At 43.2% G+C, this 17831-nt stretch carries 11 protein-coding genes; all 11 read left to right on the plus strand.

The window, feature by feature from the left end:
- The first annotated feature begins 73 nt into the window (after positions 1 to 73).
- Positions 74 to 718 (plus strand): sugar transferase, encoded by a 645-nt coding sequence (locus tag AACU33_RS01170; protein WP_096586664.1) that lies wholly within the window; start codon positions 74 to 76, stop codon positions 716 to 718.
- 175 nt (positions 719 to 893) lie between these two features.
- Positions 894 to 2132, plus strand: coding sequence for a hypothetical protein (locus AACU33_RS01175; RefSeq protein ID WP_339375685.1), 1239 nt, complete (start codon positions 894 to 896; stop codon positions 2130 to 2132).
- Between the two features lie 16 nt (positions 2133 to 2148).
- Complete coding sequence (locus AACU33_RS01180) at positions 2149 to 3162, plus strand: ATP-grasp domain-containing protein (RefSeq protein WP_096586666.1); 1014 nt, start codon at positions 2149 to 2151, stop codon at positions 3160 to 3162.
- 14 nt (positions 3163 to 3176) lie between these two features.
- Entirely contained in the window at positions 3177 to 3833 is a 657-nt protein-coding gene (locus AACU33_RS01185) for an acetyltransferase (RefSeq protein WP_096586667.1), read from the plus strand.
- 220 nt (positions 3834 to 4053) lie between these two features.
- Positions 4054 to 5181: a DUF362 domain-containing protein gene (locus tag AACU33_RS01190; RefSeq protein ID WP_096586668.1), complete on the plus strand. Its 1128-nt coding sequence runs from the start codon at positions 4054 to 4056 to the stop codon at positions 5179 to 5181.
- A gap of 114 nt (positions 5182 to 5295) precedes the next feature.
- Positions 5296 to 9909: a MupA/Atu3671 family FMN-dependent luciferase-like monooxygenase gene (locus tag AACU33_RS01195; RefSeq protein ID WP_096586669.1), complete on the plus strand. Its 4614-nt coding sequence runs from the start codon at positions 5296 to 5298 to the stop codon at positions 9907 to 9909.
- Positions 9906 to 11753: a chitobiase/beta-hexosaminidase C-terminal domain-containing protein gene (locus AACU33_RS01200; RefSeq protein WP_339375686.1), complete on the plus strand. Its 1848-nt coding sequence runs from the start codon at positions 9906 to 9908 to the stop codon at positions 11751 to 11753. The genes AACU33_RS01195 and AACU33_RS01200 overlap by 4 nt, the downstream gene beginning before the upstream one ends.
- Positions 11754 to 11840: 87 nt before the next feature.
- Positions 11841 to 12461: an acetyltransferase gene (locus AACU33_RS01205; protein ID WP_096586671.1), complete on the plus strand. Its 621-nt coding sequence runs from the start codon at positions 11841 to 11843 to the stop codon at positions 12459 to 12461.
- A gap of 347 nt (positions 12462 to 12808) precedes the next feature.
- Positions 12809 to 14347 carry a Rieske 2Fe-2S domain-containing protein gene (locus tag AACU33_RS01210; RefSeq protein WP_096586672.1) on the plus strand — a complete coding sequence of 513 codons (1539 nt, stop codon included), beginning with the start codon at positions 12809 to 12811 and terminating at the stop codon, positions 14345 to 14347.
- A 9-nt stretch (positions 14348 to 14356) separates the two neighbouring features.
- A complete protein-coding gene (locus AACU33_RS01215; protein ID WP_096595079.1) occupies positions 14357 to 15502 on the plus strand; it encodes a DegT/DnrJ/EryC1/StrS family aminotransferase in 1146 nt (381 codons plus the stop codon).
- 111 nt (positions 15503 to 15613) lie between these two features.
- Positions 15614 to 17809, plus strand: a complete 2196-nt coding sequence (locus AACU33_RS01220) for a GumC family protein (protein ID WP_096586673.1) — start codon at positions 15614 to 15616, stop codon at positions 17807 to 17809.
- Positions 17810 to 17831 lie beyond the last annotated feature (22 nt).

Raw genomic sequence — 17831 nt, forward strand, 5'->3', positions numbered from 1 at the left:
CTACTGCTCGCTTGATTGGAATAGGACTTAACGATTAACTACTTTTATTTTTGCTGACAAAAAGGATGTATCTATGATTACTGAGAATTTTCAAGGTGTTGATTCTACTGACTATAGTAGATTAATCAAATTTGTATTAGATAAAGTTGTAGCGGCGATCGCGCTCATTCTGTGCCTACCTGTAATTGTAATTGTGGCGATCGCTATTTACTACCGCATGGGTAGTCCTGTGATTTTTGCCCAACCTCGTCCCGGTCAAAACGGACGTATTTTTAAATTCTACAAGTTTCGCACTATGACCAATGAGCGCGATGCTAACGGTAATCTTTTACCCGATGCAAAACGCCTCACATCTTTCGGTAAATTTCTGCGAAAAACCAGTTTAGATGAACTTCCCCAACTGTTGAATGTTCTCAAGGGTGACATGAGTTTCGTTGGCCCGCGTCCTTTAATGGTCAAGTATCTTGACCGCTACACACCCGAACAAGCCCGCCGTCATGAAGTCAAGCCTGGGATTACCGGTTGGGCACAAGTTAACGGTCGCAATTCTATTTCTTGGCAAGAGCGATTCAAACTAGATATTTGGTATATCGATAATTGGAGTTGGTGGCTTGATTTAAAAATACTGTTTTTGACGGTATGGAAAGTACTTAAAAAAGAAGGAATTAGCCACGCTAATCATGACACCACGATGGAAGAATTTATGGGGAATAATTAATTAGTCTCCACGGAAACCTGAAGTATGAGGTATTAATTTATCTTTTCCACTTCATACTTCTTTATTCAAGAAAATTCTGGAATGAAGGCAAAAGAAAATAGAGGCATTTCTCAACAAACTTTTGCTCAAGCGTTTGCAGGCAATGTTACATATAGTTTCAAAAAATAATTTTAAAATGACACTTACTTGGCAAACATTACAAAATTTAGAGCAAGAATACGGAGACTCTTTTTTTATTCTGGATCTCAGACAATTTGAAAATAACTATAAAGACTTTCTTGAGAGTTTCCGCGCAATTTATCCAAATACCAACATAGGATATTCTTATAAAACTAACTACATTCCCAAATTATGCCAAACGGTGCATTCTATGGGAGGGTATGCCGAAGTTGTTTCCCAAATGGAGTATGATTTAGCGATCGCTATCGGCGTACCAGCAAGCAGAATTATTTTTAACGGGCCGTTGAAGCAGCAACAAGATATTGAAAACGCTATCTTAGCTGGTTCTACAGTCAACTTGGACTGTTTAGAAGAAGTTGAAATAGTTACAGCTTTAGCACAAAGATTACCAGAAAAGCAGATAGCTGTAGGCTTGAGATGTAATTTTGATATCGGTGAGCATCGGATATCTCGATTTGGGTTTGATGTTGCAGCAGGCGAACTCGATCGTGCTTTTAAACGACTCACAGAATTCCAGAATTGTACTGTTGATGGGCTACATTGCCACATTTCTACATCATCAAGAAGCACAGAATCCTATGCGCGTCGTACTCAGAAAATTTTGGAATTAACTGACTATTATTTTCAGGATAAACAACCAAGATTTATTGATATCGGTGGTGGTTTCTTTGGCAAAATGACTGAAGATTTAAGAAGTCAATTTGATTTTTATATTCCCAATTATCAGGAATACGCCGCAGCTGTTGCACCTCAATTAAAAAGCAGATATCCCGGTAACTCTGGCCCCGAACTAATTATTGAGCCAGGAGTAGCGATTGTTTCCGATGTGTTGAAATTTGCAGCTAAAGTCGTAGGCTTAAAAACAGTGCGATCGCGCCAAATCGCCCTAGTAGTTGGTAGCATCCACAACGTCAAGCCAACCGGAACCGATAAAACTCTGTCTTTCAAAATTTATCAAAACGATGAAAATAACAATAAAAAACTTGTAGGGACAGTGGACATAGTTGGATATACTTGTATGGAACATGATTGTTTATACAAGGAATATTCTGGAGAAATAGCTATAGGAGATTACGTGGTTTTTGAGAACATTGGTGCCTATACTGTAGTTTTTAAACCACCATTTATTAGACCCAATCCTCCTATTATTAGCTATGACTCTATTCTCGACGATTATTCACTAATTAGACGGCGCGAAACTTCTCAGGATGTGTTTTCTACCTATATCCTATAAGAGGTAAAAACTTGCTATGAATGTCATATTAACTTGTGCAGGACGACGCAACTATCTGTTGAAATCCTTTCAAGAAGCACTAGGAAATCGCGGACAAGTATTTGCTGTTGATTCTAGTCTAGAAGCGCCAGCTTTACAAGAAGCAGATGAAGGTATTTTGTTACCGCCTATTTATCACAGCGATTACTTTGAGAGGTTATTAGATATCTGTCAGCAAAAACAGATACGTTTGTTAGTGCCGCTGAACGATTTAGAATTACCCTACTTAGCAAAACAACGCGAGCTATTTCTGAAAATAGGCACTATTCCAGTTGTTTCTTCTCCAGAGGTTATAGAAATTTGTTTTGATAAGTTTGCTACTTTTCGATTTTTAGAGAATAACGATATTTCTTCGCCAAAAACTTATGTTTCTCTCAGCGCAGCCCAAGCAGCCATTCAAAGAGGAGAAATAACCTTTCCTTTAGTAGTCAAACCTCGCTGGGGGAGTGCATCAATTGGCATTGAATATCCAGAGGATCGTGAAGAATTAGAATTAGCTTATCGCTATGTAGCAAAAAAATTACATCGCACAGTTCTTGCAGATATTAGTGCAACTGATATTGAAAATTGTATTCTAATTCAAGAGCGAGTATTAGGTGAAGAATACGGTCTAGATATCATTAATGATTTAGATGGTAACTATATCACAACTTTTGTGAAACGTAAGTTGGGTATGCGCGCAGGAGAGACCGATCGCGCAGTCACAGTTGCAAATGAAAAACTACAAACTATCGGTCAGCAACTAGCGCAGAATCTCAGTCATATTGGCAATCTTGACTGTGATGTAATTGTGAATTCTCAAGGTTGCTACGTCTTAGAATTAAACCCCCGCTTTGGTGGAGGCTACCCATTTTCACATTGTGCTGGCGCAAATCTACCAGCAACATTAATAGCTTGGGCCAATGGTGTAGAACCAGACCCAAGTTGGCTGATGCTTGCAGCTAATGTTATCAGTTCAAAGTGCGATCGCTTAATCGTTCATCAACAGTAGAAGGGAGTTGTGTTATGGCGCAAGTTGTGATTTTTGGTACTAGTGAGATTGCAGAAATAGTTCACTTCTATCTCACCCATGATTCTGAACATGAAGTAGTAGCATTTACTGTTGATGAAGCTTATCTTCAGGCAGATAGTTTTCATGGTCTACCACTGGTTCCCTATGAAAAACTGGAAAAGTATTATCCACCTTCTGAATATAAATTGTTCGTTGCCATTAGTTATAAAAATGTCAACAAATTGCGGGCAGAAAAATATTTAGATGCCAAAAAGCGCGGCTATAGTTTTATTACTTATATCAGTTCTCAAGCATCTTATCACGGTACACCAGTGGGGGAAAACTCCTTCATCTTTGAACATAGCGTCATCCAACCTTTTTCTGCCATTGGTAACAACTGTCTGCTGTTTGGTGCAAATCATGTCAGTCACCACTGCGTCATTAAAGATCATTGCTTCTTAACTTCTAATGTTGTACTTGGTGGTGGCGCAATTATCGAAGAATACACTTTTCTCGGTTTGAATGCTACCGTCCGCAATTATATTCATATCGGCAAAGAAAATATTATTGGTGCGGGAGCAATCATTCTCAGCAATACAGAAGACCAAGCTGTTTATTCTCCTGGTGAAACTCCCAAGTTTGATGTGCCAAGTAATTTCATTCGCATTTAACAATTTTGGCTGCAAGTTGAGATTTTAAATCTTGATTTTCGATAGTTATTTAATATTTAAAATCTCAACCTCCTTAATTAAATCCGGCTATAGGCATAGTATTTGATTGCAAAGCTAAATATAAATCATAAAAATTGCCTAAAACCTGTATGCGCAAGTCTGTTCTAAATCAAATTCCTCATATAGCTAGACAGAAAGCATTTCTTTGACAAGCAGTGTTATGCGTATTCATTCCCTCCATCTCAAACACAAAAGGCGTAATTTCCTTCGCTTGGCTGGACTAGCAGCGGGAGCAGCAATTTCTCCCTATATTTTTTCTACTCTGAAAACATCTGGTTTTTCCCCTAACTCCGTTCTGCACACCCTGAAAACATCTGGATCGATTTTGAATGCTACTCATGCCAAGAATGCTAATGCCAAGAAAGTGGTGCCATTACCACCGCCGAATGGTGTGAGCAAAGTTGTCATAGTCTACGACGAAGATCGGGTATCGGGAACGCGCCGCGCTCTCGATTTGTTGCAACCCAACGGTGTTCAGGGAAAAAGCATTTTCCTCAAGCCTAACTACAATACTGCCGATCCGGCTCCAGCAGCTACAGATACCAAATTATTAGAAGCTTTGGTGCAAGAGCTACAAAATGCTGGCGCAGGAAAAATTACTATCGGCGATCGCTCTGGTATGGCAGACACCCGTCAGGCGATGGAAATGAAAGGAGTTTTTAAACTGGCAGATCGCTATGGGCTAGAGGCGATCGTGTTGGATGAGTTGCCTACTGCGCAGTGGCAATACTTTTCTTCACAAGGAACTCACTGGCAAGCAGGTTTCGCCTTTGCCCGTCCCGTTCTAGAAGCAGAAGCAGTTGTCACTACCTGTTGTCTAAAAACTCATCAGCAAGCGCATTATACCCTGTGCCTAAAAAATACCGTAGGCATGGTAGCGAAGTATGTTCCCGGAGATCCATTTAACTATATGCGCGATCTGCATACTTCACCCCATATGCAACCGATGATCGCCGAAATTAATGCTGTCTATCAGCCTACTTTTGTGTTGATGGATGGTGTCGAAGCTTTTGTCAACGGGGGGCCGGATTTCGGTAAGAAGGTGCCAGCAAACGTAATTTTGGCAAGTACAGATCGGATCGCTATGGATGTTGTTGCTTTAGGAATGTTGCGCTCTTTAGGCACAACAAATCACGTAGCACGAGGATCTATTTGGCAGTTAGAACAGATCCGCAGAGCGATTGAATTGGGGGTAGGGGTGTCTACAGCAGAACAAATTGAACTAGTGACTGCTGACAGTGACAGTCAAAAAATTGCCGATAAAATTCGCCAATATATATTGGCATAATCCCAATTTTGCCCAAATCAACTAACAGATACAAACTTTAAAACCCGATTTTTAACTTAATCCTAAATATTCAATGTTTACCTAAAAGAATTTTAGATTTACGAGGATAAATTAATGATGAATCTGCAAAAAGAACTACCTATATCGAGTTTGTCTTGTTTCGTAGTCGGTGATGGTGTTCTGCCATTAAGTTGCTTGGAAATTCTGTTACAGAAAGGTTGGCAAGTGCTGGGAATTTATTCAATGGATAATTCCTTGCAAAAGTGGGCGCAAGAACATGGCATCAACCACGCTGCTTCTCGAACCGATTTTAACGCACAACTTTTGAGCAACCAGTACGATTATCTTTTCAGCATTAATAATGTCAAGTGGATTATTCCCGCTGATGTAATTGCCCAGGCACGCAAAGCAACCATTAACTACCACGACTCACCATTGCCAAAGTATGCTGGCTTGTATGCGACTTCTTGGGCTTTGCTGAATGGTGAAACCAATCATGCTGTCACCTGGCACGAAGTTACCTGTGAAATTGATGCCGGACGGATATTAAAACAGCAAGAAGTGCCAATTTTGGCAGATGATACCGTATTTATGCTGAATACTCGCTGCTTCGATGCCGCAGTCAAATCTTTTGACGAACTGGTAACGGAATTAGCAACAGATAAAGTGCAGCCTTATCCCCAGGATCTATCTCAACGGAGTTATTTTGGCCTCAGCGATCGCCCACCCTCAGCGGGGATAATATCATTTGATGACAGTAGTAAAGATATTTGTAACCTGGTCAGAGCGCTAGAGTTTGGGCCAGTTGCCAACCAACTAGGTGTGGCTAAACTTTGGTTGCCAGGAGGAGTAGTTGCTGTAGGATCTGCCCGTTTAACCAAAACTTCCCAAGGCATTCCCGGACAGGTGCTGAATCTAGATGCCGATGGGTTGCACGTTGCTACCGTGGATGGCGCGGTGCAATTGAGTAAGTTCGCTACTTTAAATGGCAAAGAACTCTCTGTAGACAACTTGAGTGAAGATTATGGTGTGGTAGTCGGTAATGTTTTACCTGTAATTGATGCCGCTACCAAAGATGCAATTAGCCAGCGTAATGCTGCTATCTGTCGTTATGAAACGACATGGGCAGAACGGTTAAAGACATTAGCGCCGTTTCAGCATCCTTATTTACCAGTGGAACTATCTAGCCAAACAGGAGATAGTCCCCTGCACCGTTATTCCATCTCGCTACCAACTCCACAGCTAGAGCCGAAATCCCTGTTAACAATGTTTGCCGCCTACTGTGCGCGGCTGACAACCGAGGCAGAATTTGACTTAGGGCTGCAAACCAACGCACAGCGCAGCATTGCACCAGAGATATTTGCCCAACGGGTGCCGATCCGCATTCAAGTGCAGCCTGAAGAGTCGTTCGATCGATTCCAAGAACGGCTGACAGTGGATCTAGATCGGACATCGCGGCTGGGTAGTTTTAGAAATAGCTTGTTAAGACGTTATCCAGAACTGCAAGCAAATTCTCAAAATCATTTTCTCCCGGTAGCGATCGCTCTAGTTCCCAGCCCCGATCGACTCGATTGGCAGCATCTCAATGCAACTATTGCCTTGGTGGCTTACGAAGATGGTAGCTTACCAGAAGTGGTACATACAGGCGCAATTAATGACTTTTACAGTCAGGCGATCGCCCAACAACTTCAGAGTTTAATCGCTGCGTGCATTGAGCATCCCCAACAACCTCTGGCGCAACTACCACTACTTTCCGCAGCCGAACAGCAGCAAATTTTGGTGGAGTGGAACCAGACAGCACAACCCTTTCCCAGCTATCTGTGCATCCACGAGCTATTTGAGCAGCAAGCAGCCAAAACTCCGGATGCGATCGCTGTTGTTTTTGGCGCGCAACAGCTCACCTACCGAGAATTAAATGAAAAAGCCAATCAACTAGCCCACTATCTGCGGCTTTGTGGAGTTGGCCCCGATGTTTTGGTAGGTTTGCACGTGGAGCGATCGCTGGAAATGATAATTGCGTTACAGGGAATCCACAAAGCCGGTGGCGCATATCTGCCCCTTGACCCCGACTTTCCCCACGATCGGCTGGCTTTCATGTTGCAAGATTCTCAAACGCCAGTTATCGTGACGCAGCAGAAGTTGATTTCCAATTTGCAGGTGGAACGCGATGTTCGCATTGTTCCCATAGATACGATGTGGAGCGAAATTGCCCAACAACCTACCAGCAATCCCCATAGTGGAGTTAAACCGGAGAATTTAAGCTACATCATCTACACTTCCGGTTCCACAGGTAAGCCCAAGGGCGTGATGGTAGAGCATCGCAATGTAGTCAACTTCTTTACTGGTATGGATGATGTAATTGATCGCGATCCACTAGGAGTCTGGTTGGCAGTCACCAGTTTATCCTTCGATATTTCCGTATTGGAACTATTCTGGACTCTGGCGCGGGGCTTTAAGGTCGTCATCTATAATCCCAAGGCAGAACGCGCCCGTTCTACTTCCCAGAAGTTAAAGCTACAACATGAATCGAAAACCATCGATTTTAGTCTGTTTTACTTCTCCAGCCACGAACAAGGCGAAGATGCCGCTGCCAAGTATCGGCTATTATTTGAAGGTAGCAAATTTGCCGATCGCAACGGGTTTACTGCTATCTGGACTCCCGAACGCCACTTCCACGCCTTTGGTGGCTTATTCCCCAACCCCGCCCTCACCAGTGCCGCGATCGCCACAGTTACCAACCAGATTCAAATACGCGCTGGTAGTTGTGTGTCTCCATTACATAGCCCAGTGCGTATTGCCGAAGATTGGTCTGTAGTCGATAACTTCTCCCGCGGTCGAGTAGGCATCTCCTTCGCCGCTGGCTGGCAACCCAATGACTTTGTGCTGCGTCCCGAAACCTTTGAGAACCGTAAAGACATCATGTTCCAGCAAATTGAGGAGGTACGGGCACTCTGGCGCGGGGAAACTGTCAACTATCCCAACGGTAAGGGAGAAATGGTGGCAGTGCAGACACTTCCGCGTCCGATTCAGCCCGAACTCCCAATCTGGATTACAGCAGCAAGCAATCCGGAAACATTCCAGATGGCAGGAGCCAAAGGCTATCATATCTTGACCCATCTGCTAGGGCAAAGCCTGGAAGAGTTAGCAGCGAAAATTGCCATTTATCGTCAAGCCTGGGCAGAAAATGGTCATCCCGGTAAAGGCACTGTCACCCTGATGCTGCACACTTTCGTCGGGGAAAATGATGATGCAGTCAAAGAAATTGTCCGTCAGCCGATGCGGCATTACCTGGCTAGTTCTCTCGATTTGATTAAAAAAGCCGCTTGGTCATTCCCGACGTTTAAGCAGAAAACTACTAACGACAACGGTCAATTCTCGGTATCTCATCTATCTGACCGAGATAAGGATGAAGTGTTGGACTTCTCCTTTGAGCGTTACTTTGAAACTAGCGGTTTGTTTGGCACAATAGAAACCTGTTTGCAGATGGTCGATCGCATCAAAGGTATTGATGTCGATGAAATTTCCTGCCTTATTGATTATGGTGTCGAGACAGAAAAAGTATTAGCCCAATTGCCACTGCTGAATCAGGTGAAAGCACAAGCCAATGGCCAGGCAGGAAATCCAGAGCAGACACAAGATTACTCTATAGCTGACCTCATCAAGCAGCATCAAGCCACCCATCTGCAATGCACGCCATCAATGGCTAGTATGCTGATTGCCGATAGCACGGCTCGCGAAGCTATAAGACAGATAAAGACGATGATGGTTGGCGGTGAAGCCTTTACCGAAGCCTTAGCCGAGCAACTCAAACAAATTATTCCGGGGCAGATTCACAATATGTACGGCCCCACAGAAACCACCATCTGGTCTACAACTCATACGCTGACAGAGGTGAATGGAGTGGTGCCCATTGGCAGAGCGATCGCCAACACTGAGTTGTACATTCTAGATAAGCATCGGCAACCCGTGCCAGTAGGCATGGCGGGCGAACTACTCATCGGTGGTAAAGGAGTGACTCGCGGCTATCTCAACAGGCCAGAGTTAACCCAAGAAAGGTTTATTCCCAATCCCTTCAACAACAATCCAGAGGATCGCCTTTACCGTACCGGAGACTTGGTGCGTTACCGCATGGATGGCAATCTAGAGTTTTTAGGACGCATAGACTTTCAGGTAAAAGTCCGGGGCTACCGGATTGAACTGGGAGAAATTGAGACGATTTTAAGCCGACATGAGGCAGTGCGAGAAGCCGTAATTGTGGTTCGTGAAGATGTGCCTGGGGACAAGCGCCTTGTCGCCTATATATTGCCACAACCGGGAAATCAACCCGCCCATGCCACTCTGCGAGAATATCTACTCTCCCAATTGCCAGAGTACATGGTGCCCTCTAATTTCGTCGTGCTGGAAGCATTTCCTCTGACACCAAACAATAAAGTTGACCGCAAGGCATTACCTGCTCCGATCGCGGTGCTACAGGATAGCGAGCCTGTCAGAACCACAATGCCTCAAACCGAAATTGAGCAAACCCTGACTGAAATCTGGCAGAAAGTGCTGCAAGTCTCGCAAGTGGGAATCAAAGACAACTTCTTCGATCTGGGGGGAAATTCCTTAGTTGCAGTCACATTAATGTCGGAAATTCGCTCCGCGTTTAATGTCAACTTACCCTTGATTAGCTTGTTCCGATCTCCCACCATACCCGGAATTGCCAAAGAGATTGAGGTATGTACATGAAACTATCCAAAATATTTTTAGCAATTCTCGCACTCATGACTGTAGTTGTATGTCAAAGCGGTGTATCACAAAAAAATGTGTCAGCTTTAGCAAAAAGAACAGTCATAGATAATGAAAGAGGATTTTACTATGTATCTCCCTATGATGGCGACTGGTCAAAAGTAGGGGCTTATATAGGCCTCGCTCATTATAATACTTTCGCAGCCATGAATCGCGAAGCTATAGCCGGAATTCACGGACGGTTTCAACACTTTCATGCTGATGATGTCAACAGATATGCCTATTTTCCCTACAACGAGTTAAAGAAATACGAAACTGATGAGTTAGCTCGTGGTCGCCCTCCCCTCTGGATTACTGCTACCTATAACGGTCAAAAGCGACCTGTAATTTTTGAGTGGTTATCAAAAGAAAAAGCGCAGGCAGTAAACTTTACTGACGAACGTTACATTAATTTTTTTATTAATAAATATGTACGTCAGAAACTGCAAAAACAAACCTATCAAAATCTGTGGTTAGGATTGGACAATTGTGCTTTTAAGTACGAACTTTATGGCGTGTTCGACGCTCAAGGCAGGTTTGTAAATAACATCAAATGGGATGAGCCATTTCCTCAAAACGATCGGGAATTTTTGCAGGCAGGAAAGTATTTCTTTAAACGTTTAAAGGAACTAGCACCGGATATTAAGACAATTTGTAATGAAGGTAGTGTATCCGATGAAAGCCAGTACAATGAAGTTTTTGCCAATACTGACGGAGTAATATTAGAAAATTTCCTCGGCGAGATATATGGCTCAGATGGCGATTATGTCAGGTTGAAATATTATCGTTCTTATCAGCGAATGAAGAATTTTGCAGCCAATAAAGTGCAGATTTATCAACCGCGTCTAGACAAGCCAGAAAAAACTATTAGCAGTATGTACCTCGCCTACTTAATTTTTGCAGGAGAGAATCGCTTTTTCAGCCCTTATAAGAACGATAGCGAGGAAATTGACCCAAAACAGTATGCCGAAATTAAAAACACGCTGGGTGCGCCTACTGCTGAAGCAAAAGATGAAAAAGAACCGGGTAAAGGTGATGGTTATCGCCTCTATTCGAGAGCTTGTGAAGGTGGAATTGCCTATTTCAATCTGACAGGAAAAACTCAGACTATCAATCTACCATCTGGTAAACAATACTTCGATCGCGATGGGAATCTCGTAACGCGCATCAGTATCAAAGATAAAGAAGCAAAATATGTACTCTTTACACCTGGGGCGCGAGTAGCAAAACCTGCCATTAATCCAGTTAGACCCAGCACTGTTAATGGTTCAGTTGCTGTGACGCTCAGTACAACAACTCCTGGTGCAACTATTAGGTACACTCTAGATAATAGCGAACCCAATAAAAATTCTCCGATCTACACTAGCCCTATTAAGTTAACTAGTAATGTCACCGTCAAAGCAAAGGCATTTAGCTTAAATGCCCGTGAAAGCTTTGTTTCTGCTGCTGCTTATAAAATTACCAACCAAATCCCCAGCGCAGAATTCCACTTGAGTTCGGCAAGCGGTAGTGAATTTATTAATGTAGATTATCCATTGGTAAAACTGAGTAATCCATCAGCAGAACCTGTAACAATTAACTACTCAGTGACAGGTGGCACGGCTAGCGTTGATGTAGACTACAAGATGGTAACTGGCACGCTGACATTCATGCCAGGAGAAATATACAAGTACTTTCCGATTGCAATAATCAATGACAATAAAGCAGAAAATAATGAGACTATAAAAGTGACGCTCTCTAGCGCCAAAAATTCAACCTTGGGAAGTAACAAATCATATACATATACCATCAACGATAACGATTAAAGGAGGGTAATTAATAAGTTTTCAATCGGGAAAATATGATAAAAACAATTAGGTTGATGGTGTTTTTCTACGAAAAGACAGGGGCACATGAGTAACCAAAGAATCGGGATAATCGGAGCTGGAGGCCATGCCAAAGTTGTAGCAAGTACGGCGATTGCTGCGGGATACAAAGTGGTAGGTTTTTATGACGATGACCCACAAACATGGGGCAGTCATATTTTTGACATCCCCGTTGTTGGGCCAATTAGCGAGCTGACGTCTCAAAGTTGTTCTCATGCAATCCTGGGTATAGGCTCTAACGAAGTCCGGAAGCGTCTGGCAGAAAAGCTCAATCTTGAGTGGATTACTGTGGTTCATCCCTTCGCTTGGGTTCATCCCGAAGTTTCATTAGGTGTAGGTACAGTTGTTTGTGCAGGTGCAATAGTTCAGCCCTATGCACAAATTGGTTCCCATGTGATTCTGAATACTAAGGCCAGCGTCGATCATGACTGCTATGTAGGAGATTACGTACATATAGCTGTGTCCCATTTGGCAGGTGGTGCATCCGCAGAAGAGGGTGCATTTCTGGCGCTGGGTAGCGTTGTGTTTCCTGGTGTTCGGGTTGGAGCTTGGGCTACGGTGGGTGCAGGGGCAATAGCGAGAAAAGACGTGCCGCCAAAAACCATCGTAGCAGGGGTGCCTGCCAGAGTAATTAGAGAAGTTTCGTAGTAGGTCAATAGGCTCAAATTGAGGAGCCTGACGATGTGTTCCCATAAGTGATTTCTGAATTTAATTAAAATCGTGACTCAACAAATTCTGCTTTCAACTCTTTACATGGGCGATCGCAAACTAGAATGCGTCAAAGTAGCCTTTGACACTAAGGGGAACGCTCGTCTTAGCCCTGTTGTAATAGTTGGAAGCAAGAATTTGTGTACCTGCTGTGAGTTTTCATACCACAGCGCTGCATGAGGCTGGCAATTAGTTGGCCTGAGCGATTGAGAATGAGGATTAAAAAATACTTGATTAGATTTGCCAGTTAAGCTCTCAAAGCAACCAAATACCAAGAAGTTAACAATATGAAGATTACTTCTTTAGGTCACGCAGGTCTCCAGCTAGAACTCAAAAGTGCTAAATTACTGGTCGATCCGTGGCTTTCTCCAGAGGGAGCGTTTTTAAGTTCGTGGTTTCAATATCCTGATAACCAACATTTGATGGCATCTCTAGCGCTGCAACCAACTGCGATCGCTCTTTCTCACGAGCATTTAGACCACGTCGATCCTTGGTTTCTCGCCCAACTACCACCAGAGACACCGACGATTATTCCCCGTTATCCCTCGCCAGTATTAAAACAGAAAATTGCCGCAGCTGGACTAAAGAACATTATAGAAGTACCGCAGTGGCAATCAATACAAATAACTGAAGAAATTAGCGTGTTCTTTGTCTCAGAAGAGTCACCGATGAACCACGATTCAGCTGTGGTAATTGTGGGTGAGGGACAGACACTCATCAATCTCAATGATGCGCGCTTGTCAGTAGCTCAACTACGCAACATCCGTACTAAAGTGGGTGGAGTAATTGATGTGTTAGCACTGCAAGGTGCAGGAGCTTCTTGGTATCCTATCTGCTATGAGTACCCAGAAAGCCGCAAAAAAGAACTTTCCCAGCGCAAGCGCATAGCTAAGTTCAACTATCTCAAACGAGCGATCGCAGCTGTTGAACCAGTCAATATTATTCCTTTTGCCGGGCCTCCTTGTTTTCTAGATGCAGAACTGACTTGGGTAAATGCTGAGATGGAAGAGGGCATTTTTCCCGATCTAGAGCAGGTAATAAATTGGCTCAAAGAGAGAGAAATTCACAATACTGTGAGTTTGCTACCAGGTGATGCTTTTGATATCGCTAGCAAGCAAAAACAAGCCGATCCGATCTGGAGTGATTTTTGCTTTAGTCAGCGTGCTTCTTACCTCAAAGACTATGCTGCGCGTAGAACTGCCAACATTGCCGCCTTGAAAGCTCGTTATCCCCAACCTACCGAGTCTCTTTACCCGCCATTCCGAGACTATTTTCAGAACTTATTAGCAATGAGTCCCTACTTCAACAGTAAAATTGGGATGCGAATTGGCTTTGAGATTACAGGCCCGGGTGGAGGAAAATGGGCAGTCGATTTTCGCTCTGGGAAAGAAGGAGTGGATGACGAGATGGGTGAATGTAGCTATGGATATCGTTTCGCATCAAGATGGCTACCTTCATTATTGGATGGTTCCTTACCTTGGGAAGACTTTTTTCTATCTTTACGATTTGAGGTATGGCGAAATCCAGATATCTATAATGACCATCTTTTAGGACTCCTGAAATTTGCTTGTCCCCAATCCTTGCAAGCTGTGGAAGAATACGAAAATGCAATGGATTCCCAAGAGCAGATTACAATTCACTGCGAAGGAGATAATTACTTAGTACAGCGCCATTGTCCCCATGCAGGTTTTGACTTGCAGGAGGTAGGAGAAGTATTACCTGGAGGAATTTTGCGCTGTTTAGGTCATCATTACGAGTTTGATTTAAATACAGGAAAATGCCTCAACGGCAAATGCAACTTACTTAGCAGCAAGCGGATTAATTAGGTGATGCAAATGAATAAACAAATTCTGCTTTCAACCCCTCACATGGGCGATCGCGAACTCGAATTCGTCCAAGAAGCCTTTGCAACTAACTGGATAGCCCCTGTTGGCCCCCATGTCGATGCTTTTGAACAGGAATTTTGTCAAGTTACTGGTGCGGGTTATGCGGCGGCTGTCAGTTCGGGGACAGCAGCTATTCATTTAGCTTTGCGATTAATTGGGGTGGAATCGGGAGATGAAGTTTTTTGTTCGACGCTGACCTTTGCGGCTACTGCTAATCCGATAGTTTATCAGGGAGCCAAACCAGTATTTATTGATAGCGATCGCACTTCTTGGAACATGAATCCCGATTTGTTGCAAGCAGCCCTAGAACACCGCGCCCGCATTGGCAAATTACCCAAAGCAGTTGTGCTAGTACATTTATACGGGCAAAGTGCAGACATCGATCCGATCCTCAAAGCTTGCGATCGCTATGAAATTCCTTTAATTGAAGATGCAGCAGAAGCCTTAGGTGCTACCTACAAAGGCCGACATCCTGGAACCTTTGGCAAAATTGGTATTTATTCCTTCAACGGCAATAAAATTATCACTACATCTGGCGGTGGGATGTTAGTTTCAGATGACCCAGATTTAGTTAAAAAAGCCCGATTTCTCGCCACTCAAGCCCGCGATCCGGCACCTCATTACCAACATTCAGAAATAGGCTTTAACTATCGCCTCAGCAATGTTTTGGCAGGGATTGGTCGGGGTCAATTGCAAGTTTTAAGCGATCGCGTCGCCGCTAGACGCCGCAACTTTGAGATTTACCAACAAGCTTTAGGAAAGTTGCCAGGAATCGAATTCATGCCAGAAGCCAGTTTTGGACGTGCTACCCGTTGGCTGACTTGCCTGACCATCAATCCCCAGGTTTTTGGTGCAGATCGAGAACAAGTACGCCTAGCACTTGCCGCACAACAAATTGAAGCCCGTCCTGTCTGGAAACCTTTGCACCTCCAGCCCGTATTTGCTAACTGTGAAGCTATTGGTGGTAGTGTAGCAGAAGAATTATTTACACAGGGTCTTTGCTTGCCTTCAGGCTCGAATCTCACAGACGAAGATTTAGAGCGAGTAATTAATGCGATCGCCAAAATGCACCATCCTATAGAACAACTCATTTGAGAGGCTAGATTTGACGATTGCGATACTGTTGTTTAATCGTCCTTAACAACAGTTCATAATTCAAAATGAATTGAAGAGTTCTATACAATAAAAAAAACATAAAAATTGATTATGGAAACTCAAGCACCTTTATTTAGTTTTAATAACTATTGGCACATACTGAAGCGCCGTTGGTTCCCTAGTTTAGGAGTTTTTATCCCAGTTTTTCTGCTGACTGTCATGGCTCTCTCTTTAAAAAAACCTGATTACGAGGCACAGGGAAAACTCTTATTTCAAAGGACAAATACTATCTCCTCGCTAACAGGAGTAGGAACAGAAATAGGCAAGTTAGAAGCAGTCGCTCAAGATAATAAAACTAATCCCTTAAATACAGAGGCAGAAATCATCCGTTCCGTTCCCCTAATCCAAAGAACTATAGATGAACTGGGATTGAGAAACGAGAAAGGAGAGATTTTAAAAATTAATGAATTTTTGTCAAAACTGTTTGTCAAAGATGTCAATGGAGCCGACATTATCACAGTTTCTTACAGAGACCGCGAGCCTGAAACAACTGCAAAAGTTGTGAATACAGTGATGAATATATATTTAGAACACAACGTATCTTCGCGGCGCAAAGAAGCAGCATCTGCTCGCCAGTTTCTGCAAAAAGAATTACCTCATGCTGAATCAGTTGTGAGAAAAGCTGAAGCTGAACTTGCAAAGTTTAAAGATCGAAACAAAGTAGTTTCCTTGCAAGAAGAAGCAACTAAAGCACTAGAAATTATTACAGACTTACAAAAACAAATTGGTGACTCGGAATCTCAAATTGCTAGTATCAACGCCCAGTCTGAAGATCTGCGACGGCAATTGAGTATGAATTCTCAAGGAGCAGTAGCTATGACCTCGATTAGCCAATCTCCTGGGGTACAAGATATTCTCAAAGAGATTCAACAGCTCGAATCTCAACTGGCAGCTAGGCGAACTGTTTTGCAAGATAGCCATCCACAAATCGTTAGTTTACAAGATAAGTTAGATGCCTTAAAGAAGATACTACAACAGCGAATTAAACAGGTTGTAGGTACAAGTCAACCACAAGTAGCAGATGGTAATTTGCAGGCAGGAGCGTTGCAACAACAACTTACCGCAGACCTTGTGAGATTACAATCAACCCGTCTGGGTTTAGCCAGTCAAGTTGCAGCCTTGTCCCAATTACAAGCAGATTATAAACAACGCCTCCAAGCCCTTCCGAGATTGGAACAGCAACAGCGCCAGCTAGAGCGCAAAGTGCAAGCATCCCAATCTACCTATTTACTGATGCTACAAAAACTTCAAGAAAGTCAAATAGCAGAAAATCAGAATGTCGGTAACGCTAGCTTGGTATCTGAAGCTCAAGTTCCTGACAAGCCGATTTCTTCGCCGTTGCTATCGTATATAACTGCTGGCTTACTAGCTACCTTAGCTGCTTTGGCAACTATGTATATTTTAGAAGCCAGAGATAAATCAATCAAGACTGTTGATGAAGCCAAACAATTATTGGGACTAACTTTGTTAGGGGTAATTCCTTTCTCTAACGAACCAACAACAGCTCTTACTAGCAATAATGAACTAGAGCCATATACTTCTAGACTGTTTTTGAGAAATGCTACGCGATCGCCCATTAGCGAAGCTTATCGAATGCTGCGGGCAAATTTGAAGTTCATGAGCGCTGATAAAGAATTAAAGGTGATTGTTGTCACCAGTTCTGTACCAGGAGAAGGTAAGTCAACAGTAGCAGCTAATTTAGCTTTAGCAATGGCGCAGCTGGAGCGTAAAGTTTTACTCGTAGATGGAGATTTGCACCGTCCAGTTCAGCATCTTATTTGGGATGTAACTAATAGCCAAGGTCTCAGCAATGTGATTGTTGGAGAGTCGGAAATCAAGACAGCCACCAACAAAGTTATGGATAACATGGATAATTTAGATGTCTTGACTGCTGGAGTTGTACCTCCCTCGCCCGCATCTCTGCTGGATTCAAAACGCATGGCTTCTTTAATGCAGAATTTTGCTGTTAACTACGATTTTGTGATTATTGATGCTCCCGCATTAAACGTTGCAGCTGATGCAGCGACATTAGGACAAATGGCTGATGGCGTTTTATTTGTCGTTCGTCCTGGGGTAGTTGATTCTGTGAACGCCGCTATGGCTTGTGATATTTTAGAAAAATCTGGTCAGAACGTCCTAGGACAAGTTGTGAACGCAGTTATTCCCAAAAATGAAAGCCATAGTTACTACTATTTCAACGAAGAATCTGACCTGCCAAAATATTCTCTGGCCATCAGTCGCAGGTAAAAGATTGAGCTAATAGCAAAAT

Source organism: Calothrix sp. NIES-2098 (assembly GCF_963875125.1).
GTDB lineage: Bacteria > Cyanobacteriota > Cyanobacteriia > Cyanobacteriales > Nostocaceae > Aulosira.